The sequence below is a fragment of the Brevundimonas diminuta genome (genome assembly GCF_050310045.1).
GTDB classification, from domain to species: Bacteria; Pseudomonadota; Alphaproteobacteria; order Caulobacterales; family Caulobacteraceae; genus Brevundimonas; species Brevundimonas diminuta_F.
The window spans coordinates 2,022,600-2,043,620 of sequence record NZ_CP190005.1; the positions used below are offsets into that span (position 1 = coordinate 2,022,600).

The window sequence follows — 21,021 nt, forward strand, 5'->3', positions numbered from 1 at the left end:
GCCGCCCCGGCGAGAGGGCGGCGGTCTGTACCTATCGCCTTATGGCGGGGTCTTACTTGCCCTTCAGCGTGTCCTTGACGCCGCCGATGGCGTTCTGGACCTTGCCGGTCGCCTGATCGGCGCGACCTTCAGCTTTCAGTTTTTCATCACCGGTCAGATTGCCGGCGGCTTCCTTGATCTTGCCGCCGATGTTCTTGACGGCGCCTTCGATGCGGTCGTGGTCGGGCATGGGGAACTCCCTGTCTGGACAGGCCGCCGGGACTGGCGGCCCCTCAGGGAAAACAACCCTTTTTTATGTGCGAGGTTCCGAGGCTGCGGCGCTGCGGCCGCGTAACCAGCAGGCGACCGCCCAGCTGTGCGCCTCATGACGCAGGCTGGCCAGGGCGCGCAGCGGATCCAGCCAGACCAGTTCGTGATCGTCTTCCTGCTTGGCCGAAAGGTCCGAGCCGGTCACGTTGACGATCCAGACGCCGCCGACGTTGTTCACCGGCGTGCCATCGGATTTCTGGAAAAACTGCCCCGCCTCGGTCAAGCGATCGACCGGCTGGACGATCAGGCCCGTCTCTTCGCCGAACTCACGCACCAGGGCCTGTTGTTCCGACTCATCGGGATCAAGGGCGCCGCCGGGCAGGTCGAAATAGGCCGCTCCGTCGCCGCGATCCACGCGGACACAAGCGATGCGGCCCTCACGCTCGGCCAAGCCGAAGACAGCGGGGCGATGCAGATAGTCCTGGCCCGGGCGGGCCGTACCGAACTGAAGCTTCATCCGTGAACATTAACCCTGCTGCGAGGCAGGACGAAAGCCAAAAGCGCGATCAGAGTTCAAACAACAGACAGGCGCGCACCCCGCGGTGCGCCGGGTCCACCTCGATCGAAGAGCGCAGCCCGCCCGCCATCGCCGAGATGATCTTGGACCCCAGCCCCGTGCCCTTGGGCGCGCCGTCGCCCATGCCGGGGCCGTCGTCCTCGACCGTCAGTTGGGCGCGACGTCCGTCTTCCATCTGCTCCAGGATGACGCGGATTTCGCCCGCAGCGCCCGGCGCATAGGCGTATTTGACGGCGTTGGTGACCAGCTCCGTCACGATGACGCCCAGAGAAACGGCCTGATCGGTCGTCACCTCCAGCGGCTCGACGCGCATGGACAGACGCGGGCCCCCGTCGTCCGGGCCGATCGACTTGCCCAGCTCCTCGACCAGACCGGCCAGATATTCGTCCATCTGCACCCGCTCGACATTGGCCGAGGTGTAGAGGCGCCGGTGAACATGGGCCACGGCCTCGATCCGCACCTGAGCCTCACGCAGGGCGTCGCGCGCGCCCTCGTCGGCCAGTTGGCGCAGTTGCAGGGAGATGAAGCTGGACACCAGTTGCAGGGAGTTGCCGACGCGGTGGTTCACTTCCCGCAGCAGGGCCTCGGCCCGGTCGCGCGCCTGACGGACTTCTTCCAGCGCCTGCTCGTTCTCGCGCTCCAGCCGACGGCGCAGCAGGGCGTCCTCTGCCGCCGAGCGCAACAGGGCGGTGAAGTCCTCGGACACATCCTTGATGACATAGTCGGCCGCCCCGGCGCGCAGGGCGGCGACGGCGACGCGGCCGTCCTGGGTGCCGGTGACATAGACCACCGGCGGCGGCGTCGGCAGGGCCAGAATGTCAGGCAGGACATCCAGACCGTCGCGGCCCGGCATGTAGTGGTCCAGGGCGCAGACGTCGAACTGCCCCGTCTTCAGCGCCTCATAGCCGCTGTCGGCGTCAGGCGCGCAGGTGACCTCATAGCCATGACGGCCGAGTTCTTTCTGGACCAACCGGGACAGCCCCCGGTCGTCATCGATATACAGCAGGCGGATAGCGGCCCCCGATTGCGTCACCACGTCAGATCTCGGGCGCCTGCATCACGGATAAAAACAGACCCAGTTGGCGGATGGCGCCCGCGAACGCCTCATAATCCACGGGTTTGGTAATGTAGACGTTACACCCAAGGTCGTAACAACGCTGAATTTCAACTTTATCGTCAGTCGTGGTCAAAACGACGACCGGGGCGCGGCGCAGGTTCTCATCCGACTTCACCCGCTCCAGAATATCCGTGCCCGACATGTCAGGCAGGTTGAGGTCCAGCAGGATCAGCAGCGGCCCGTCCCGGCGCACTTCGTCGCTGAACAGATATTCAAGCGCCGGGTCGCCATGATCGAAATGAACGATGTCGTTGGCGATATTCGCCCGCCGGATGTTCTTTTCAATGAGTTTGGCGTGGCCGTGATCGTCTTCGACCATGACGATCTTCACTGAGTCACTCACAGGCGGTCTCCTTGATGGTCACCCAGCATGGCCAGACGTTTCGGAAATTTCAGCACAAAAGTCGACCCCTCGCCCAGTTCTGATTCGACCTCGATGGAACCGCCCAGTCGCCGCACGATATTGCGCACGAAGGCCAGTCCCAGCCCCTCGCCCGGCTGATCCTGTTTGCCCGAACGGCGGAACAGCTCGAAGATCCGCTCATGATCCTTGGGCGACACGCCGCGCCCGTTGTCGCTGATGCGGTATTCCAGCCAACCGTCAGGCAGTTCCTGCCCCAGGATCTCGACGCGTATCGCCCGGCCCGTCTGCTGATACTTCACGGCGTTGTCGATCAGGTTGCCGAATATCTGCTCGATGGCCAACCGATCGCTTTCCAGCTGGGGCAGCTCGCCGACGATGATCTCGCCATTCGTTTCCGCCACCTGATGGTGGACGGTGTCGGCGATGTTGCGCACCATGGCCGTGGTGTTCAGCCACTCGGGCGCCAGCGCCCGGCGTCCCTCACGCGACAGGCGAAGAATGGCGTTGATCAGCCGGTCCATCTTCGCCGTCGAGGTGCGGATGAAGCCGACCGCCTCGGGCGCGTCCTCGCGCACGGCGCGCACCGCTTCGGGGTCGACCAGACCGGGATGAACCGCCTCGACCGCGATCAATTGCTCATCCAGCTGGCGGGCGACCTGTTCCAGCTCCGACGTATAGCCCATGACATTGACCAGCGGCGCGCGCAGGTCGTGGCTGACGATATAGGCGAAGCGCTGGATTTCCTCATTGGCGCGGGTCAGTTCAGCCGTGCGGTCGCGGACCTCGTTTTCCAGTCCGGCGTTGACGCGATCCAGTTCGAAATGCGCCGCCTCGATCTCGGCCACATATCGGCGCACCAGCCAGACGCTGATCCCCGCCAGCACGAAAATCAGGATCCCGGCCAAGGCGTTGACCGCCACCGTCACCGCCTGCGCCCATTCCGACTGACGGGTGCGCTCGGCCAGTCGCCTGGCCTCAGCCGCATCGATGGCCGCCAGTTCAACCCGCATTCCATCCATCAACGTCTTGCCGGCGCCGCTGCGGATCTGGGCCACGGCCTCGCCGATGCGGCCCGTGCGGGTCAGGTTGATGGTCTTATCCATCAACTGCATCCGCTGCTGCGCCATCGCGCGGACCCTGACCACGCGTTCCAGCAGGGCCGGATCATCCTCGGCCAGCGCCTCCAGACGCGCGATCACCGTCGGCAGCTTGGCGACGGCGTTGTCATGGACGCCCAGATATTCCGCCCGCGCCGTCAGCATGAAGCCCCGCTGTCCCGTCTCGGCGTCGGTCAGCAGCATCAGCATGTCCTTGGCCGCCAGACGGACCTGCTGACTGTGGTCGACAGTGTCGTTGTAGTTCGATGTCCGCTGGATCATGACCAGCGTCGCCGTATTGACCGCCAGCAGCAGCAGCAGCGCCAGCGCCAGAAGGGCGATGATCGAGCGACTGAGGGTCGGCGTGCGCAGGAAGGCGCCAAAGGTGCGCAGGGCCGGCCGGAAGCGTTTCATATCCCGAACCTTATTCGCCGCCGGAGCCGTGTCCAGCCTTTACCGCCCGATGGCCTAGACGGAACCAACGGTCCGCAGCCGCGCCTTGGGATGAATCTCATTCTGGCTCATCACCACCGTCTGACCGCGGAAGCGTTCGATGATCGAGCGCACATAGGGGCGCACCTGCGGCCCGGTCAGCAGGACCGGGTTCTCGCCCGTCATCGCCGCCCGCTCGAACACGTCGCGCACGGCGCGGATGAAGTCCTGAAGCTTGCTCGGCGCCATGGCCAGTTGCCGGTCCTCGCCCGGGCCGACCAGACTTTCGGCGAAGGCCTGCTCCCACTCGGGCGACAGGGTGACGATGGGCAGGGCGCCGTCGTCGGCCCGGTGCTGCCAGCACAGCTGACGCGCCAGACGGCTGCGGACGTGTTCGACCAGGGTGGCGACGCTGGTCGTGTGCGGCGCCGCCTCGGCCAGACCTTCGAGGATGGCGGGCAGATCGCGGATCGACACCTTCTCGCGCAGCAGGGCCTGCAGAACACGCTGCAGCGTCGTGACCGTGACGACCGACGGGATCAGTTCCTCGACCAGCTTCTGCTCCTCGCCCTTCAGCTCCTTCAGCAGCTTTTGCACCTCGGCGTAGGAGAGCAGCTCGGCCATGTTCTCCTTAAGGATTTCGGTCAGGTGCGTGGTCAGCACCGTCGAAGGATCGACGATGGTGTAGCCGCGGAAGGTCGCCTCTTCCCTCAGCGACTCGTCAATCCATGTGGCGGGCAGGCCGAAGGCGGGCTCGCGCGTGTGCTCGCCGGGCAGTTCGACCTGACGGCCCGCCGGATCCATCGCCATCAGGGAGCCGAGACGCACCTCGCCCGAGCCGGCGTCCATCTCCTTGATGCGGATGGCGTAGCCTTGATTGGGCAGGCGCATGTTGTCGAGGATGCGCACGCTGGGCATGACGAATCCGTATTCCTGAGCCAGCGAACGGCGCAGGGCGCGGATCTGGTCCGTCAGGCGCCGCCCCTCCAGATCATTGATCAGGGCCAGCAGGGCGTAGCCCAGCTCGATCTTCACCTCGTCGATGGTCAGGGCGGTGGAGATCGGCTCCTCCACGTCCTCCTTGGGCTTCAGATCGACCGGTTCGGCGGGCGGCGGTTTCAGACGGTCGCGACCCAGCTTCCACGCCATGAATCCCGCACCCAGCGCCAGCGCCGCGAAAGGCAGCAGCGGCATCCCCGGGATCAGGCCGATCAGACCCGCCGTGCCGGACACCACGCCCAATGACACCGGATTGCTGGCCAACTGGGCGACGAAGGCCTTGTCAGCCGAGCCCTCGACCCCGGCCTTGGTCACCAGGAAGCCCGCCGCCACCGAAACGATGATGGCCGGAATCTGCGTCACCAGACCGTCGCCGACCGTCAGCTGAATATAGGTGTTGGCCGCATCGCCGACCGGCATTCCATGCTGCATCACCCCGATCAGCAGACCGCCGATGACGTTGATGAAGGTGATGATCAGGCCCGCGACGGCGTCGCCGCGCACGAATTTCGAGGCGCCGTCCATGGCGCCGAAGAAGGTCGATTCCTGCTCCAGCTCCTTGCGGCGCAGCTTGGCCTGATCCTCGTTGATCAGCCCCGCCGACAGATCGGCGTCGATCGCCATCTGCTTGCCCGGCATGGAGTCCAGGGTGAAGCGCGCCGACACCTCGGCGATGCGGGTGGCGCCCTTGGTGATGACGACGAAGTTCACCACCAGCAGGATGGCGAAGATGATGACGCCGATGATGAAGTTGCCCCCCATCATCAGTTCGCCGAAGGCCTGAATGATCTTGCCCGCGCTATCGTGGCCTTCCTGGCCGTTGCTGAGGATCAGCCGCGTCGAGGCCAGATTCAGCCCCAGCCGATACAGGGTCGAGACCAGCAGCACCGTAGGGAAGATGGCGAAGTCCAGCGGCCGCTTCATCATCACGGCCGTCATCAGGATCAGCACGCTGGACACCAGCGAGATCGCCAGCAGCAGATCCAGAAGCATCTTCGGGATCGGCAGGATCAGCAGCATGATGACGCCGATGACGCCGACCGCCATGCCGACTTCGCCGCGCATCAGCCAGCCGAGCGCATCACGCCCCGTGGGGCGCGCCATGCCGTCCTTCATCAGGCTCGGCGCGTCAGCCATGACGACGTGCGAAGGTCATGTCGCCTGATGACAGGATTCGCCAGATCTCATCCATGTCAGCCATGCCCCAGCGCCTTGAGCGCCTGCCGTGTCGCATCGGCGATCACCGCCTCGCGCTGGGCGTCGGTCGAATCCTTCGCGGCGTGGAAATAGACGGCGATGGCGATAGGCTCGCCGTCGGTCGGATACAGCACGCCGATGTCATTCACCGGACCGTCGCCGCCCGTGCCGGTCTTGTGCGCTACGGTCCACCCCAGGGGAACGCCAGCCTTCAGGCGCGCCTGCCCCGTCGGCGACGCCACCATCCATTCCAGAAGCAACCGCTTGAAAGCCGACTCGAGCGGCGAGGCCTCCGACAGGATCAGCCGCTGGATATTGCGGGCCGACTGTCCAGGCCGGATGGTGTCCTTGTCGCCGTCCGCCCGGTTCAGTTCCGGCTCCAGCCGATCCACGCGGGTCGTCTCATCGCCGATGCCGCGATAGAAGGCGCGCAAGGCGTCCAGTCCGCCCATTTCGCGGATCAGGATGTTGGCGGCGGGATTGTCGCTGACCTCGACCGCGCCCTTCATCAACTGCGCGATGGTCAGGGTCGAACCCACAGCAGGCTGCGTCACCGGCGCATGGGCGATCATGTCAGCCTGCGTCACCGGAATCGCCCGGTCCAGCCGCTCCTGCCCCGCCTGAACACGCAACAGGGTGGCGGCGGCCAGATACATCTTGAAGGTCGAGCAATAGACAAACCGCTCATCGCCACGCCAGTCGGCGCGCTTGCCTTCGGTCAGGACCGAGACGCCCAGACGGCCGCCGTGGCGGGCCTCCAGCGCCGACAGGTCGAGGTCCAGAACGACGGGTTCCGCCGCCGCAGGCTCAGTCCCACGCGCGCACGCGCCCAGCGCCAGCGCGCCTGCGCCGATCAGCAGGGTGCGACGGTCGGCGCGCATCGGATCAGCCCGCCGCGCCGTAGGCGGCGGCGACGCCCGACTGGGGCGCCGGGATCGGCGTGCCCGCGTCGGCGTATTCGTTCAGCTTGTTGCGCAGGGTGCGGATGGAGATGCCCAGAATGGTCGCCGCATGGGTGCGGTTGCCCAGACAGTGGCTGAGGGTGTCCAGGATCAGGGTCTTCTCCATCTCGGCCACGGTCTGGCCGACGAAACCGCGGGTCACGGCATCGGCCGCCTGCGCCGCCTGACCAGCCACGCCCGCGTCATAGGCCGGGGCGGCAGCGGTCGCAGCGCCATCCCCGCCCAGCAGAGGACGGCCGTCCGGCAGGCGGATGGCGTCGACGTCGATCTCGGTCCCCGCCGCCAGCAGGACGGCGCGGTGCATGGCGTTTTCCAGCTCGCGCACGTTGCCCGGCCAGCGATGGGCGATCAGGGCGCGCCTGGCGTCGACGCCGATGGCGCGCGGCGGCACGCCGTTGGCGGCGGCGTATTTCTTGACGAAGTGATCAGCCAGCACGGCGATGTCGCCGGGGCGTTCGCGCAAGGACGGCAGGCGCAGGTTCACCACATTCAGGCGATAAAGCAGGTCTTCGCGGAACGTCCCCTCGGCCACAGCCTTGGCCAGGTCACGGTTGGAGGTGGCGATGATGCGGATGTTGACCGGCACCGGCTTGGCGCCGCCGACGCGGTCGATCACCCGCTCCTGAATGGCGCGCAGCAGCTTGGCCTGAAGGCGGGCGTCCATCTCGCTGATTTCGTCCAGCAGAAGCGTGCCGCCGTCGGCCTCCTCGAACTTGCCGATACGGCGGGCCACGGCGCCGGTGAAGGCGCCCTTCTCATGGCCGAACAGTTCGGATTCCAGCAGGTTGTCGGGAATGGCGGCGCAGTTGACGCTGATGAAGGCCTTGTCCGCACGGCGCGAGTTCGTGTGCAGATAGCGGGCCATCACCTCCTTACCCACGCCGCTTTCACCGGTGATCAGGATGGAGGCTTCCGAGCGCGCCACCTGATCGGCAAGCTGGATCACCGACTTCATCGCCGGGTCGGCCGAGATCATCGGCCGCTCGTCGTCGGCCACGGCCGACAGGACGGCGGCGATCAGGTCCGCCTCGGGCGGCAGAGGGATGAACTCCTTGGCCCCGGCGCGGATGGCGTCGGCCGCCTCGCGCGCATCGGCGTCGACGCCGCAGGCCACCACCGGCACATGGATGCGCTCGGCGTCGTTGGCGGCGATCAGGGCGGCGATGTCGATGCGGTAATCGACCATCAGCAGGTCGGCGCCCTGCCCCCGACGCAATTGCTCGGTCGCCTGATCGGCGCGCTCGACGTGCTGGACCTTGGCGCCGTGCGCCATGGCCATCTTCACCGCCGTCGCCAGTTGGCCGCTTAATCGGCCCACCACCAGAAGACGCATCGCCCTACTCCTTCAGATCCTGTCCGTGACGGGGCGGCCGATCAGGCGCCCGTGTCCTCGGTCTTGATGATTTCCGTCATGGTCACGCCCAGCCGGTCCTCGACGACGACGACCTCGCCGCGCGCCACCAGGCGGTTGTTGACGAAGATGTCGATCGCCTCGCCGACCTTGCGGTCCAGCTCCAGCACCGAGCCCTTGTTCAGCTTCAGCAGCTGGGCGACCGACATATGCGCCTTGCCCAGCACCGCCGAGATGTTGACCGGCACGTCGAAGACCGGCGCCAGGTCGACAGCCGATTTCTCGCCGCCGTCATCGGCCAGATTCAGAGCCGTGGACTCGCCGAATTCCTCAAGCGAGAGATCGTCGGTGGCCATCAGAAGCCCCTCCTGTCATGAGCGCCGCCTTTGAGGGGCGGCTCGGCGTGGCCCGCTTCTGCAGCCAGTGCGGCGTTGAGGGCGGCGGCCACGCGGCCCTCCGCCTCGGCCGGATCGAATTCAGCCCGTCCGTCGGCCCATTCCAGCGCAAAGGCGGCGGCGGGCAGATGCGGTTCATCCCGGAACACCACCATGCCGGAAAAGCCGGACTGGGCGCACAGGGCCTCGATCTGGGCGCGCCCATCGTCATCGAGGCCCGAGGCGCGGACCAGCAGGCGCGGGGTGGCGTCCATCTCCTGCGCCAGCGCCTCGATGGCGGCTTCCAGCGGGCGGCGCGGAAAACGCTCAAGAGCGACCGAGCCGATCACCCGCCCGGCGGCCAGCGCCAATTCGGCGGATTCGCGACGATGCGCCTCGGCCACATCGCGCAACGCGGTCGCCGCCTGCGACACGGTCTGCGCCACGATCGACAGGGCGTCGGCGCGCAGGGCCTCGACCTCGTTCAGCGCCTGCTGCCGGGCCTCAAGCCGCGCCTGAGCCACCAACGCCTCGACCTCGGCCGGGGCGAAGGAGCGCTTGGTCGGCTGCCAGCTGGAGGCGCGCAGCACGGCGCCGTCGGCCCCGAACTCGGTGTCGAAGGCGAAGGGAACGGCGTTGGCGGGCTGGGCGGTCATGTCAGTAGATCAACTCGTCGTCGCCGCCCTGTCCGGCCAGCATGATGTCGCCGCGCGCCGCCAGATCCTTGGCCACCTGGACCATCGCCATCTGGGCGCTGTCGACGTCCTTGAGGCGGACAGGCCCCATGGACTCCATGTCCTCGCGCATGATCTTGGACGCGCGTTCGGACATGTTGGAGAAGAACATCTCGCGCAGCGGATCGGACGCGCCCTTCAGCGCCAGCGCCAGCTGATCCTTCTCGACCGCGCGCAGCAGGGTCTGCACGCCGCCCGGATCGAGACGCGACAGATCCTCGAACACGAACATCAGGGCGCGGATACGTTCGGCCGCGTCGCGGTTGCGTTCCTCCAGCGCGCCGATGAAGCGCGCCTCGGTCTGGCGGTCGAAGCTGTTGAAGATGTCGGCCATCAGTTCATGGCTGTCGCGCTTGGACGTGCGCGCCAGATTGGACATGAACTCGCTGCGCAGGGTCTGTTCAATCTTGTCGAGGATGTCGCGCTGGACCGGCTCCATGCGCAGCATCCGCTGGACGCATTCGAGCGCGAAGTCCTCGGGCAGGGCCGTCAGCACGCGCGAGGCATGGTCCGGCTTGATCTTGGACAGGACCACCGCGACCGTCTGCGGGTATTCGTTCTTCAGATAGTTGGCGAGCACAGCCTCGTTCACATTGCCGAGCTTGTCCCACATGGTGCGCCCGGCCGGGCCGCGGATTTCCTCCATCAGGGCGTCGACGCGATCGCCCGGCATGAAGGAGGCCAGCAGACGCTGCGTCTGCTCATACGACCCCATCAGCGAGCCGGACCCGCCGATGCCCGAGACGAATTCGACCAGCACCTCTTCGACCACGGCGGCGGTGACGGTGCCCAGCCCCGCCATGGCCTGAGAGACCTCCTTGATCTCTTCGTCGTCCAACTGCTGCCACAGGGCGGTATGTTCTTCGCCCAGAGACAGCAGAACGACGGCGGCCTTTTCAGGCCCCGTCAGCTTGCGCGCGTCGTCGACCGCCGCGCTTTTTGAAACCAGCCGCGCCCCCATCAGGTTTCATGCATCCAGGCGCGCAGGATCGCCGTGGATTCCTCTGGGTGGCTGTCAACGAAATCAGCGACCTTCTTGATTGAGGACGCCTTCACCTGCCCCTCGATGCGGGCGATGTCGATGCGCTGCTCCATGTCGCTGGGACCGGGAAGCATCGGCGCGCCGCCGGGCAGGGTTCCGCCGACGATCTGGGTGTCCAGCGCCGTGACCGAAATGCCGTTCGCGCCCGCCAGCGCCGGAACGCCGCCCTGCCCCGTCGCCGCCTTCAGTAGCGGGCGCACGACGAAGAAAACCAGCACGAATCCCGTGACCACCAGGATCAACAGTTCAACCCCGCGCATGATGTCGTTCTTGTCGAAGGCGAACATCGAGGAGCCTTCCTCGGCGCCCGGCGCGGCGGACGGCTCGCGGTTGAAGCGGACGTTGACGACTTCCAGCTTGTCGCCGCGCGTCTCGTCGATGCCGACGGCGGCGGCGACCAGCGCCTTGATCTGCTGCACTTCCTCTGCCGTGCGGGCGGCGTAGGTCGGCTCGCCCTTGCCGTCGGCGGCCGGGGTGTATTTGCCGTCGACCGCGACCGAGACGGACAGCTTACGGACCTCGCCCGGCTCCTTCACCGTCGTCGTCGTGGTGTTGGAGATTTCGTAGTTGGTCGTCTCGGTGTTCTCGGCGCGGGTCGAGCCGAGCGGCGTCGCATTGGGCGCCTCGCCCCCGGGAATGTTGTTGGTGGCGGTGACGCCGCCGTCCTGTTGTCCGGTCGTGTCCTGCGACTGGCTGCCGTTGGTCGACGTCGAGCGGACGACCTGACCGTCCGGGTCGAACTTCTGTTCCTGAGTGGTCGAGCGGCTGTGATCGATGTCGGCCGTCACCTGCACCCGCGCGGCGCCGGCGCCGACGACGCCCTCGACGATGTCCTTGATGCGCGCCTGCATCTGCGCCTCGGTCGAGGCCTTGGCCGCCTCGGCCGTCGCCGAGGTGAAGCCGGTGTCTTCGGATCCCGCCGCCAGGGTGCGGTTGGCCTGATCCGTCACTGTGACCTTGTCCGGCTTCAGGTTCGGCACGGATGAGGCGACGACGTTGCGGATGGCCCGCACCTGATCCGCGGTCAGATCGCGGCCCGACAACCCCACCACCACGGCGGCGGTCGGATCGATTGCAGCGGCCTGGAACATCTCGCGACGCGGCATGGTGATGTGGACGCGGGCCGAAGAAATGCCGCGCATCGACATGATGGTGCGCGCCAGCTCGCCCTGCAGGGCGCGCTGTTCGTTCAGGTTCTGCTGGAACTCGGTCTGACCCAGCACCGACTGGTTGTCGAATATCTCGTAGCCGACGCTGCCCGAGGTCACGAGTCCCTTGCCCGCCAGCATCAGGCGCGCTGTGCCGACTTCATCACGGCTGACGAAGATGGTCGAGCCGTCGCCCTTGGAGGAATATTTGATGCCCGCCTGATTCAGGGCGGCGCTGATCTCGGACGCCTCGCGCAGGTCGAGATTGGAGTAAAGCAGAGCGTCCGGCGCATGGCCCACGCGCAGCATGACGGCGACCAGAACGGCCGCCACGCCTGCGGCCACGCCCAGAATGGCGGCCAGACGTCCGATGCCGAACTTCTTCAAAGCTTCCGCGAAGCCGCCCACGCCATGCCCCTGCACACACGGAACGAAGCGCCCCGCTAGGCAGAAACTGCCGCCTGCATGGTAAATGCGGCGTTAAGAGGCGTTAAAGATATGGGTATCCGGCTTCCCTCTCCCGCCGTGAGAGGGACGATCCACCCGCAAAAAGAAAAAGGGGCTGCGGAGCCATCACGCCCCGCACCCCCTTCGGCGCCCCCCGGCGCCCGCCCGCCGCCCGAAGACGGCAGGCTGTCTTGTCGAAGGATTAGACCTTCTGGGCTTCGGCCTTCTTGTCGGCCGCGACCTTGATGCGGGCCTCGGCGATGGCGTCGGCGATCAAATGGGTCGGCTTGTTCTCGGAGGCGGAACGCTCGAGGATTTCCTCAAAAGTCTCCATCAGGCGCGACAGCTTGCCTTCGACCCACGAGGCGTCATAGGCGCCGCCGGTCTGACGGGCGTTCATTTCCGAGGCGACGTTGATGATGCCGCCGCCGTTGATGACGTAGTCCGGCGAATACAGGATGCCGCGCTTGAACAGCTCGTCGCCGATGTCGGCGGTGGCCAGCTGGTTGTTGGCGGCGCCGCACACGGCCTTGACCTTCAGGCGATCCAGCGTCTGGGGGTTCAGCGTCGCGCCCAGGGCGCACGGGGCGTAGATGTCGGCGGCGACGTCATAGATGGCGTCCGGAGCGACGATCTCGGCGCCGGTCTTGGCGGCGACGGCTTCGAGGTTGGCCTGGTTCACGTCGGTGATGATCAGCTTGGCGCCGGCCTTGTGCAGCTTCTCGGCCAGATAGGCGCCGACGTGGCCCACGCCCTGCAGGGCGACGGTCAGGCCCGTCATGTCGTCCTGTTTGAACAGGCGACGCGCGACGACCAGGTTCGAGCGGAACACGCCCTCGGCGGTGACCGGGCTGGGATCGCCCGAGGCTTCCGGGCCGTCCTTCAGGCCCAGAACATATTCAGTGACCCTGCGCGCTTCGGCGATGTCCTCGACCGAGGTGCCGACGTCTTCAGCAGCGTAATAATGACCGCCCAGGCCGTTCAGATAGCGGCCGAAGGCGTGGAACAGCTCAGGCGACTTCTGGGTGCGGCTGTCGCCGATGATGACCGACTTGCCGCCGCCCATCTCCAGATCGGCGATGGCGTTCTTGTAGCTCATGCCCTTGGACAGGCGCAGCACGTCTTCCAGGGCCTCGGCCGAGGAAGAGTAGTTCCACATGCGGGTGCCGCCGACGGCCGGGCCGCGTGCAGTCGAGTGCACTGCAACAATAGCCTTCAGGCCGGTTTTCTCGTCAAAGAAGGCGTGAACGCCTTCATGGTTCGCGAAAGAGGGAGATTCAAACAGCGTCGTGCCCATGACAGGCCTTTCCTGGGTATTTTTTGTGCGCATGGACATACGCGCCCCTCGCCTAAACGGCAAGCACGTCCATTCACCGGGCCCCAGCTTCAGCGCCGCGTGCGGATTTCGTCTCTGATTTCCGTGATTTCTGCGCTCAACCCTGCGCCGCGACGGCCGGGCGGGGCCGATCGAAACGGGCCATGACCCAGCGGCGCGCCGGGGTTTCGAACAGCTTCCAGCACAGCCAGCTGGCGACCAGCACGCCCGCCAGCCAGATCACGCCGATCAGGGGCGACGGCTCCAGGAAGGGGATTCGCTTCAGCACCACGCCGGTCGCCTCCTGCAGGGAGCCGTGCAGCAGATAGATGGAATAGGACGCCCCGCCCAGCACCACGCCCGGCCCAGCGCTCAGGATGCGCGGCGCGGACACCGCCGTCATCCACACCACCGTCGGGAAGACGACGGCGAGCAGAAGCAGCTCAACGCCCAGCACCGTATAGCGGCGTTCCAGCGCCACATAGACCGCCACGACGGCCACAAGCGCCAGCGCACCGAGCGCCATCATCGGATGCGCCGCCTCCTGTCCCTGCCCTTGGTCCTGTCCCTGTCCTCTCGCCAGGAAACCGCGCGCCACCATCATGCCCAGGCAGAAACCCGTCAGCGCCCGCAGCCCCCCCATATGGAAGTTGGCCAGCTGCCAGCCGCCATCCACCGACCCCATCGACCAGGCCGCCGCCGCCAGGGCGATGAAGGCCGCCGCGCCGACAACAGGCAGGAACTTCAGGCCCGCCTTCGCCCAGACGACGAAGACCAGCGACATCACCATCTCCCAGAAGATCGACCAGCCCAGATCGACGTAGGGGAACAGCACGCCCGCATCATGCAGCCCGGTCGTATTAAGCACCGCCGGTATCATCAGCAGGCCGCTGATCAGGGCATAGGCCGACGTTCCCAGCTCCGCCCCCAGATTTCCGTTCACCGCCAGCCACAGCACGCTCAGGACGAACCCCATCAGGGTCGCCAGCACATAGAGCGGATAAAGCCGCGCCACGCGCCTGAGCATGAAGCCCCGCACATCCATCGGCCGCTGCGTCCCCGGCAGCAGCACATGGGCGTACCGATAATAGAGAACAAAGCCGCTCAGCACGAAGAAGAAGTCCACCGCCACATAGGCATGGGGCGCCAGGGCGCTGAGCCCAAACAGCGGCGTGGCGTGCATCAGGCACACGGACAGGGCGGCTAAACCACGCAGGCTGTCCAGCGCGGGCAGATGAGGACGAGAGACGTTCATCAGCATCGCCTACGACAATCGCGGTTATCATATGTTCAATTTTGGCGCAGCTTCGTCGCTCAACGCAATCCGGGGTCCGCCTGCAGGCTTGGCAGCACCGGCGGCGCGCCGGACGGCAGGGACCGTGATGGATCGCGCAGCCACGATTCCACATCGGCGAACATGGTCACGGCCTGCTGGTCGCGGTTCAGGATGTGCCAGCCGTGGGCGTAATAGCCGGTCGTCATATTCGGACGCTCGCCCGCCTGTTCCAGCGCGCGGCGCATCGGCCTCTTGGTGATGATCTGATCGTTGGCGCCGTAGAGCAGCAGGGTCGGCTTTTCGACGCGGCCCAGCCGCCGGGTCGCCGTCTCCATCAGGTCGACCAGACCATAGAGAGAATCGAACCGCGTCGACAGAATCGACAGGGGATCACGCCCATTACGGATCAGCTCCAGCGTATTGTCCGAGGCGCGGATGTTGCGCACGGCGAAGGACGGCGGCTCGACCACCTTGGCGCCCATCAGACGGGCGGCGGTCCATAGCCCTGCACGGTTGAAGGCGCTCTGGCTGGACCAGCCCCAGACGCCGGGCGCCAGCAGCACCACGCGATCGGCGTCGGGCGGCGTATCCGAGCCGAAGGCCGCGATGGTCGACGATCCGCCCATGCTTTCGCCTGCCACCACGATCAGGGCGCCCGGCCTCTGCGCCCGGACAAGGGCGACGATCGTCCGCAGGTCATCGCTGGTCAGGCTTTCGGCCGCGAACTCGCCCCGGTGCGGCGCAAGGCCGAAGCCGCGCTGGTCATAAGCCCAGGTCTCGATGCCCCGCTGCGCCCACCACGGCCCGGCGAAGCGGAAGGAGGCATAGTGGTCATTGAACCCGTGCAGGGCGATGATGACGGCCCACGGCGCCTGATCTTCCGGGCTCCAGCGCAGATAGGGCAGTCGCGCGCCATCCTGCACGATGAAGGCGCCGCGTCCCAGCGTCCCGTCCTCGATACGCGGGCCGACGAAACCTGCAGGCGGCGTCAGCGGCGGCTGGACATGCGGCGTGGCGCAGGCGGACACGGCCAAAGAGATGACGGCGGCGCCAACCGTCCCTCTCAAGCGTTTCGTCGTGCGCGAAAAGCGATGGGTCACGCCAGTATCTCCGCTGTCCGTCGCCGAAGGTAGGGCAGAATCTCAGCCTCGAACCATGGATTTTTCCTCAGCCACGCCGTGTTGCGCCATGACGGATGCGGCAGCGGCAGGACAGCGGGGGCGTAGTCGCGCCAGGCGCGGACCGTCTCGGTCATGTTCGCCCTGGCCGCCGCGCCCAGCGCCCACGCCTGCGCATAACCGCCGACCAGCAGGGTCAGTTCGACATTCGGCAGCTCAGCCAGCAGGCGCGGCCGCCACAGCTCGGCGCAGCGGCGCGGCGGCGGATAGTCGCCGCCCTTCGGGTTCGTGCCGGGAAAACAGAAGGCCTGCGCCGCGACGCCAAGGCGCGGATCGCCGTAGAAGGTCGCCTCATCCACGCCCATCCAGTCGCGCAGGCGAACGCCGGACGGATCGGTGAACGGCAGGCCGCTTTCATGCACCCGCCGTCCCGGCGCCTGACCGCAGATCAACAGGCGAGTCTCGAAGGCGACCATGACGACCGGGCGCGGGGTGTGGGGCAACTGCCCCAGACACGCCCGGCAGGCGCGGATTTCGGTCAGGACGTCGTCCAGACCCTTGCCCGTATCAGTCGAAGTCGTCATCCGAAGCTTCGACCGGCGGCAGGGCTGCCAGCGCCGCAGCCGTCTCGGCCTCGGTCGGCAGGCGCAGGCGGATCACGCCGCGGAAGTTGTTGGGATCAACCGCCTTGCCCTTCTTGGTGATGGTCAGCCTGCCCTGACGCATCAGGCCCAGAGCCGTCGCCTTCACCTTGGGCAACAGGCGTTGCCACTGCTCGGGCTGCAGTTCCTTGGCCACGTCGGCCGGTTCAATGCTCTTGCCGCCGACGCTCTTGGGGTCGGCCTTGGCCAATTTTTCAAAAATGGCCGCTTCGATTGGATCGTTCATAGGCGCTATATGCTGCACTGCAGGATCGGAAAGAAGGCAAAACCGACATGGCCGAGATAATCACCGTCAGCGAAGGCGAGTTCGCCGGTTGGCAGACCTATAATCTGCGCGACACCTTCGACGTGGTGGTCGGCCCCTTCTACGCCAAGCCCGACCCGGACGGCCAGATGCGCTGCGCCTTCCGCGCCGAGCAGAAGCATATGAATTCGGGCGGGCGGATGCATGGCGGCTGCCTGATGACCTTCGCCGACATCGCCATGTTCCAGATCGCCTATCAGGAGATGGAAGGCGCCTCGGGCGTGACGGTCCAGCTGGATTCGGCCTTCATCGACGGCGCCTATGTCGGCGAGCTGATCGAGGCGACCGGTCAGGTCACCAAGGCGGGCAAGAGCCTGATCTTCGTGCGCGGACAGATCACCACGGGCGAGCGTATCCTGATGACCTTCTCGGGCGTGATCCGTAAATTCACCCCGCGCGACTGATCCGCGTCGCCAGCGACAACATCAGCGCAAATCCCGCGGCGGGCCACAGGGCTATCAGGCCCACGCCGTTATAGACCAGCGCGCCCAGCACCGCCCCGCCGCCCAACCCCGCCCACAGCGCCAGATAGGGGCGGAAGGCGAGGGGCTCGCCGCCGCGCAGCGCCGCCGCCAGGGCGTGGCCGGCCTTGACCAGGGTTCCGGTCATATAGGTCAGGCTGACCCCGACCTCGCCGTCGCGCAGAAAGACCGAGTTCTCGGCCGCCATGGCCAGAACCATCAGGCCGATGGCCATGGGCGCGGCCCCGACGCCCGCCGCTGCGGCGGCCCCGGCCAGCAACGCCGCCTCAAGCGCCAGAACCCGGCTGCGCGAGCGCGGCCCCTGCCGTCCCGCGATCAGGGCGCCGATCATGGTGCCCATGACGAACAGGATCAGGATGGCCGCCACCCCGATGGCTGCGTCCCACCGTCCCTCGGCCAGATTGACCGCCATGCGCGTGGTGTTGCCGCTCATGAAGGAGACGAACACCCCGCCCATATGCAGGAAGCCCAGACTATCGACATAGCCCGCCAGCCCCGCCAGCAGCAGGGCCAGCCAACGATCCGATCCGCTCAGCGTGCGCAAGAGAGCCTCAGGCCCCGTCGCTGCAGGACGCGCGACGCGCCGATGAAATGCGGGGGCTGTCGCAGGGCTGCATCGTTCCGCACCTTCGTTTCAACGGGGCCGACGCTACTAGGCGAAGACCGAGGCGGGCAAGACACCGACGATGCAGGCCGTCATCAGCGTGGCCAGGAACCCCGCGAACAGGGCCTTCCACACCAGACCCAGCACCTCTTCACGCCGCTCTGGCATCAGCACCGACAGGCCGGTCACCGTGATTCCGACCGAACCGATGTTGGCGAAACCGCACAGGGCGTAGGTCATCAGCATCCGGGTGCGCTCGCTCATGTCGCCCAGCGGAACCTTGCCCAGTTCGATGAAGGCGACGAACTCGGTCAGGGTCAGCTTGACCCCCAGCAGCCAGCCCGCCTTCTGGGCGTCGGCCCATTCCACGCCCGTCAGCCAGGCGACCGGGGCGAACAGCCAGCCCAGGATGCGCTCGACCGTCAGCGGGTCTCCGGCGATGACAAAACCGCCCAGAATGGCGTTGGCCAGCGCCACCAGAGCGACAAAGACGATCAGCACGGCCGAGATGTTCAGCACCACCATCAGGCCGTCGGACGTGCCCTTGACGATGGCGTCGACGGAACTGTCGTACTTCAGGGCCGAGTTGTAGTCGGCCACCGCCCCGCCCTCGCCGGGCTTTTCAGGGATGATGACGCGGGCCAGCATGACGCCGGCCGGCGCCGAAACGATCGAGGCGACCAGAACGTGGCCCGCCGCATTGCTGAGCACCGGCGACAGGATGGTCGCATAGGCCACCATGGTCGAACCGGCGACCGTCGCCAGTCCCACCACCATCATCAGAAAGAGTTCCGACCGGGTCAGCTTGTCCAGATAGGCGCGGATGACGATGGGGCTCTCGATCATGCCCAGGAAGATGTTGGCCGCCACCGCCAGCGCCGAGGCGCCGCCCAGCCCCATCGTCCGCTGGAACAGGAAGCCGAAGCCCAGGGTGATCCACTTCAGGATCTTCCAGTGCCACAACAGGGCCGACAGGGCCGAGATCACCAGGATCAGCGGCAGAACCTTGAAGGCGAAGGTGAACAGGGCCGCATCGTTCTGAACCGGATAGGGCTGATCCCCGCCCGCCAGATAGCCGAAGATGAACCGCGTCCCCTCCTCGGTCGCCGCCTCAAGGCCGCTGACGGCGTTGTTGATCCCGTTCAGCACCACCTGCGAGCCGGGAATGGCGAAGGTCGCCAGCACCAGAGCCGCCTGCACCAGCACCGCCCCGATGGCCAGCCGCCACGGGAAGGCGCGGCGGTTCTCGGAAATCGCCCAGCACAGGGCAACGATGACGGCCAGGCCGAACAGGCTCTGGAGGTTCAGGAGGCTGAACATGAAGATTGCGGCTCCGCGACCGGCGCTACGGGAGCCGGCTTGTCAAATGCGCATCAACGACAGCCGGCCGTCGCTGGCAAGAGGACGGGGCGACGGATACGAAAAAAGGCGGAGGACACAACCTCCGCCTTTCGTCGATGCCATACGGCTTAAAGCTGGCCGCGCACCAGCTTGCCGTAGTCTTCCATCAGGCTCAGCGACAGTTCGCCGGGCGTGAAGCGGTAATCGCCGACCTGGCCCACCGGCGTGATCTCGGCGGCCGAACCGGTCAGGAAGCACTCAGAGAAATCCGCCAGTTCTTCAGGCAGGATGTCGCGCACCACCACCTCGGTCCCGCGCGCGGCGGCCATCTCGATGATGGTCTGGCGCGTGATGCCGTCCAGGATGTGATCGACGCGCGGCGTGTGCAGGACGCCATCCTTGACGAAGAAGACGTTGGCGCCGGTCGCCTCGGCCACATAGCCACGCCAGTCCAGCATCAGGGCGTCCGCGAAGCCGCGCTTTTCCGCCGCCGTCTTGGACATGGTGCAGATCATATAGAGGCCGCCTGCCTTGGCCGTCGACGGCGCCGTGGCCGGGTCGGGGCGGCGCCATTTGGCCCATTCGAGCGCGATGCCCTTCTTCTTGACCTCGGGGTCGAAATAGCTGGGCCAGTCCCAGGCGGCGATGGCCATATGGACCTTGCTGCCCTTGGCCGAAACGCTGAGATGCTCCGCACCCAGATAGGCGACCGGGCGGATGTAGCACTCGGTCAGACCGTTGCGCGCGCAGGTTTCCTTGCAGGCTGCGTCGATCTCGGCCACGCTATAGGGTATCTCGAAGTCGAGCAGTTCGGCCGAGCGCTTCAGGCGCCGGCTGTGAGCTGTCAGCTTGAAGATTTCACCGCCATACATACGCTCACCCTCGAACACCGACGAGCCGTAGTGAAGGCCATGGGTCAGAACGTGCGTTTTTGCTTCCCTCCAGGGAACAAATTCCCCGTCAAACCAGATCCAGCCGTCACGATCGTCGAAAGGAACGAAGGCCATTGAATAACGTCTCCCGCGCTAAGTATTCGGTTAGACGCCTGTCGCGCGCCATCGTCAACGCCGCATTGCGAGGAGAATCGCTATGAGCATGGTCGACCCTCGCCCCAACAGCCGCTCCGGCCCCGTCGCCCCCGCAGGCAGCGGACGGCATATTCTGGTCGTCGACGACGATGACCGCATCCGCGAGCTGCTGAAGGAATTCCTGTCTCGCGAAGGCTATCGCGTCACCGGCGCGGCCCACGCGGGCGCCGCGCGCCGCATGGTTGAACTGATCGAGTTCGACCTGATCGTGCTGGACGTGATGATGCCGGGCGAAAGCGGCTTCGACCTGACCACCTGGATCCGCAGCCAGGCGGCCCTGTCCAAGACGCCCGTGCTGCTGCTGACGGCCAAGGGCGACCCGGACGACCGGATCGAGGGCCTGTCGCGCGGCGCCGACGACTATATGTCCAAGCCCTTCGACCCGCGTGAACTGGCGTTGCGGATCGAGGCCATCCTGCGCCGCACCGGCGGCAAGCTGATGACGCCCAAGGAAATCCGCATGGGCTCGGCGGTCTTCGACATGGAGCGGCTGGAGCTGACCCGCGACGGCGCCCTGCAGCGCCTGACCGAGGCCGAGGCCCAACTGCTGAAGACTCTGGCCACCCACGCCCATTCGCCGGTCGAGCGCATGACCCTGTCGCCGGACACCGCCGACATCACCGGGCGCGCCGTGGACGTTCAGGTCACCCGCCTGCGCCGCAAGCTGGAGGACGACCCCAAGAACCCACGCTACCTCCAGACGGTGCGAGGCATCGGCTATATGCTGGCGCCGGACTGACG

22 protein-coding genes are annotated in these 21,021 nt (G+C 66.4%); 2 read left to right on the forward strand and 20 right to left on the reverse strand.

Going from position 1 to position 21,021, the window contains the following annotated elements; all coding sequences use genetic code 11:
- Window positions 1-52: 52 nt before the first annotated feature.
- From ACORJG_RS09825 to ACORJG_RS09905, 17 genes are all read right to left on the reverse strand, one after another.
- Complete coding sequence (locus ACORJG_RS09825; protein WP_427788855.1) at window positions 53-229, reverse strand: CsbD family protein; 177 nt, start codon at window positions 227-229, stop codon at window positions 53-55.
- Window positions 230-292: 63 nt separating this feature from the next.
- Window positions 293-766 carry an NUDIX domain-containing protein gene (locus ACORJG_RS09830; RefSeq protein WP_427788856.1) on the reverse strand — a complete coding sequence of 158 codons (474 nt, stop codon included), beginning with the start codon at window positions 764-766 and terminating at the stop codon, window positions 293-295.
- A 49-nt stretch (window positions 767-815) separates the two neighbouring features.
- Window positions 816-1,862: a histidine kinase dimerization/phosphoacceptor domain -containing protein gene (locus ACORJG_RS09835; protein WP_427788857.1), complete on the reverse strand. Its 1,047-nt coding sequence runs from the start codon at window positions 1,860-1,862 to the stop codon at window positions 816-818.
- Window position 1,863: 1 nt separating this feature from the next.
- Complete coding sequence (locus ACORJG_RS09840) at window positions 1,864-2,286, reverse strand: response regulator (protein WP_427788858.1); 423 nt, start codon at window positions 2,284-2,286, stop codon at window positions 1,864-1,866.
- Window positions 2,283-3,818, reverse strand: coding sequence for a sensor histidine kinase (locus tag ACORJG_RS09845; RefSeq protein ID WP_427788859.1), 1,536 nt, complete (start codon window positions 3,816-3,818; stop codon window positions 2,283-2,285). Before ACORJG_RS09845 ends, ACORJG_RS09840 begins: the two co-directional genes overlap by 4 nt.
- A gap of 54 nt (window positions 3,819-3,872) precedes the next feature.
- Complete coding sequence (gene flhA / locus ACORJG_RS09850) at window positions 3,873-5,972, reverse strand: flagellar biosynthesis protein FlhA (RefSeq protein ID WP_427788860.1); 2,100 nt, start codon at window positions 5,970-5,972, stop codon at window positions 3,873-3,875.
- Window positions 5,973-6,028: 56 nt separating this feature from the next.
- A complete protein-coding gene (bla, locus tag ACORJG_RS09855; protein WP_427788861.1) occupies window positions 6,029-6,913 on the reverse strand; it encodes a class A beta-lactamase in 885 nt (294 codons plus the stop codon).
- 4 nt (window positions 6,914-6,917) lie between these two features.
- On the reverse strand, window positions 6,918-8,327 hold the full coding sequence (locus ACORJG_RS09860; RefSeq protein WP_427788862.1) for a sigma-54 interaction domain-containing protein: 1,410 nt from the start codon (window positions 8,325-8,327) through the stop codon (window positions 6,918-6,920).
- 41 nt (window positions 8,328-8,368) lie between these two features.
- Window positions 8,369-8,701: a flagellar motor switch protein FliN gene (gene fliN, locus ACORJG_RS09865; RefSeq protein WP_346530835.1), complete on the reverse strand. Its 333-nt coding sequence runs from the start codon at window positions 8,699-8,701 to the stop codon at window positions 8,369-8,371.
- Window positions 8,701-9,375 carry a flagellar assembly protein FlbE gene (locus ACORJG_RS09870; protein ID WP_427788863.1) on the reverse strand — a complete coding sequence of 225 codons (675 nt, stop codon included), beginning with the start codon at window positions 9,373-9,375 and terminating at the stop codon, window positions 8,701-8,703. The genes fliN and ACORJG_RS09870 overlap by 1 nt, the downstream gene beginning before the upstream one ends.
- A gap of 1 nt (window position 9,376) precedes the next feature.
- Window positions 9,377-10,414 carry a flagellar motor switch protein FliG gene (gene fliG, locus ACORJG_RS09875; RefSeq protein WP_427788864.1) on the reverse strand — a complete coding sequence of 346 codons (1,038 nt, stop codon included), beginning with the start codon at window positions 10,412-10,414 and terminating at the stop codon, window positions 9,377-9,379.
- Window positions 10,414-12,051, reverse strand: a complete 1,638-nt coding sequence (gene fliF, locus ACORJG_RS09880; protein WP_427788865.1) for a flagellar basal-body MS-ring/collar protein FliF — start codon at window positions 12,049-12,051, stop codon at window positions 10,414-10,416. The genes fliG and fliF overlap by 1 nt, the downstream gene beginning before the upstream one ends.
- Before the next feature lie 241 nt (window positions 12,052-12,292).
- A complete protein-coding gene (locus ACORJG_RS09885; protein ID WP_427788866.1) occupies window positions 12,293-13,387 on the reverse strand; it encodes a Glu/Leu/Phe/Val family dehydrogenase in 1,095 nt (364 codons plus the stop codon).
- Between the two features lie 136 nt (window positions 13,388-13,523).
- Window positions 13,524-14,660 (reverse strand): acyltransferase family protein, encoded by a 1,137-nt coding sequence (locus tag ACORJG_RS09890; RefSeq protein WP_427788867.1) that lies wholly within the window; start codon window positions 14,658-14,660, stop codon window positions 13,524-13,526.
- A gap of 59 nt (window positions 14,661-14,719) precedes the next feature.
- Window positions 14,720-15,781, reverse strand: coding sequence for an alpha/beta fold hydrolase (locus tag ACORJG_RS09895; RefSeq protein ID WP_427788868.1), 1,062 nt, complete (start codon window positions 15,779-15,781; stop codon window positions 14,720-14,722).
- Window positions 15,778-16,383 carry a uracil-DNA glycosylase family protein gene (locus ACORJG_RS09900; protein ID WP_427788869.1) on the reverse strand — a complete coding sequence of 202 codons (606 nt, stop codon included), beginning with the start codon at window positions 16,381-16,383 and terminating at the stop codon, window positions 15,778-15,780. The genes ACORJG_RS09895 and ACORJG_RS09900 overlap by 4 nt, the downstream gene beginning before the upstream one ends.
- On the reverse strand, window positions 16,367-16,687 hold the full coding sequence (locus ACORJG_RS09905) for a DUF3253 domain-containing protein (RefSeq protein ID WP_427788870.1): 321 nt from the start codon (window positions 16,685-16,687) through the stop codon (window positions 16,367-16,369). Before ACORJG_RS09905 ends, ACORJG_RS09900 begins: the two co-directional genes overlap by 17 nt.
- Window positions 16,688-16,734: 47 nt before the next feature.
- On the opposite strand from ACORJG_RS09905, the gene ACORJG_RS09910 reads away from it, so the two are divergent.
- A complete protein-coding gene (locus ACORJG_RS09910; RefSeq protein WP_427788871.1) occupies window positions 16,735-17,169 on the forward strand; it encodes a PaaI family thioesterase in 435 nt (144 codons plus the stop codon).
- On the opposite strand, the gene ACORJG_RS09915 is transcribed toward ACORJG_RS09910, so the two are convergent.
- The 3 genes from ACORJG_RS09915 to ACORJG_RS09925 form a co-directional block, all read right to left on the reverse strand.
- A complete protein-coding gene (locus ACORJG_RS09915) occupies window positions 17,153-17,791 on the reverse strand; it encodes a YoaK family protein (RefSeq protein ID WP_427788872.1) in 639 nt (212 codons plus the stop codon). The two genes, ACORJG_RS09910 and ACORJG_RS09915, sit on opposite strands and share 17 nt — an antisense overlap.
- A 108-nt stretch (window positions 17,792-17,899) precedes the next feature.
- Window positions 17,900-19,171: a NupC/NupG family nucleoside CNT transporter gene (locus ACORJG_RS09920; protein WP_427788873.1), complete on the reverse strand. Its 1,272-nt coding sequence runs from the start codon at window positions 19,169-19,171 to the stop codon at window positions 17,900-17,902.
- A gap of 149 nt (window positions 19,172-19,320) precedes the next feature.
- The gene (locus ACORJG_RS09925) at window positions 19,321-20,199 is read right to left on the reverse strand and encodes a branched-chain amino acid aminotransferase (protein WP_427788874.1); all 879 of its coding nucleotides are present in this window, start codon (window positions 20,197-20,199) and stop codon (window positions 19,321-19,323) included.
- Window positions 20,200-20,287: 88 nt separating this feature from the next.
- Between ACORJG_RS09925 and ACORJG_RS09930 the strand changes: the two genes are divergently transcribed.
- The gene (locus ACORJG_RS09930) at window positions 20,288-21,019 is read left to right on the forward strand and encodes a response regulator (RefSeq protein WP_427793011.1); all 732 of its coding nucleotides are present in this window, start codon (window positions 20,288-20,290) and stop codon (window positions 21,017-21,019) included.
- Window positions 21,020-21,021: the final 2 nt, after the last annotated feature.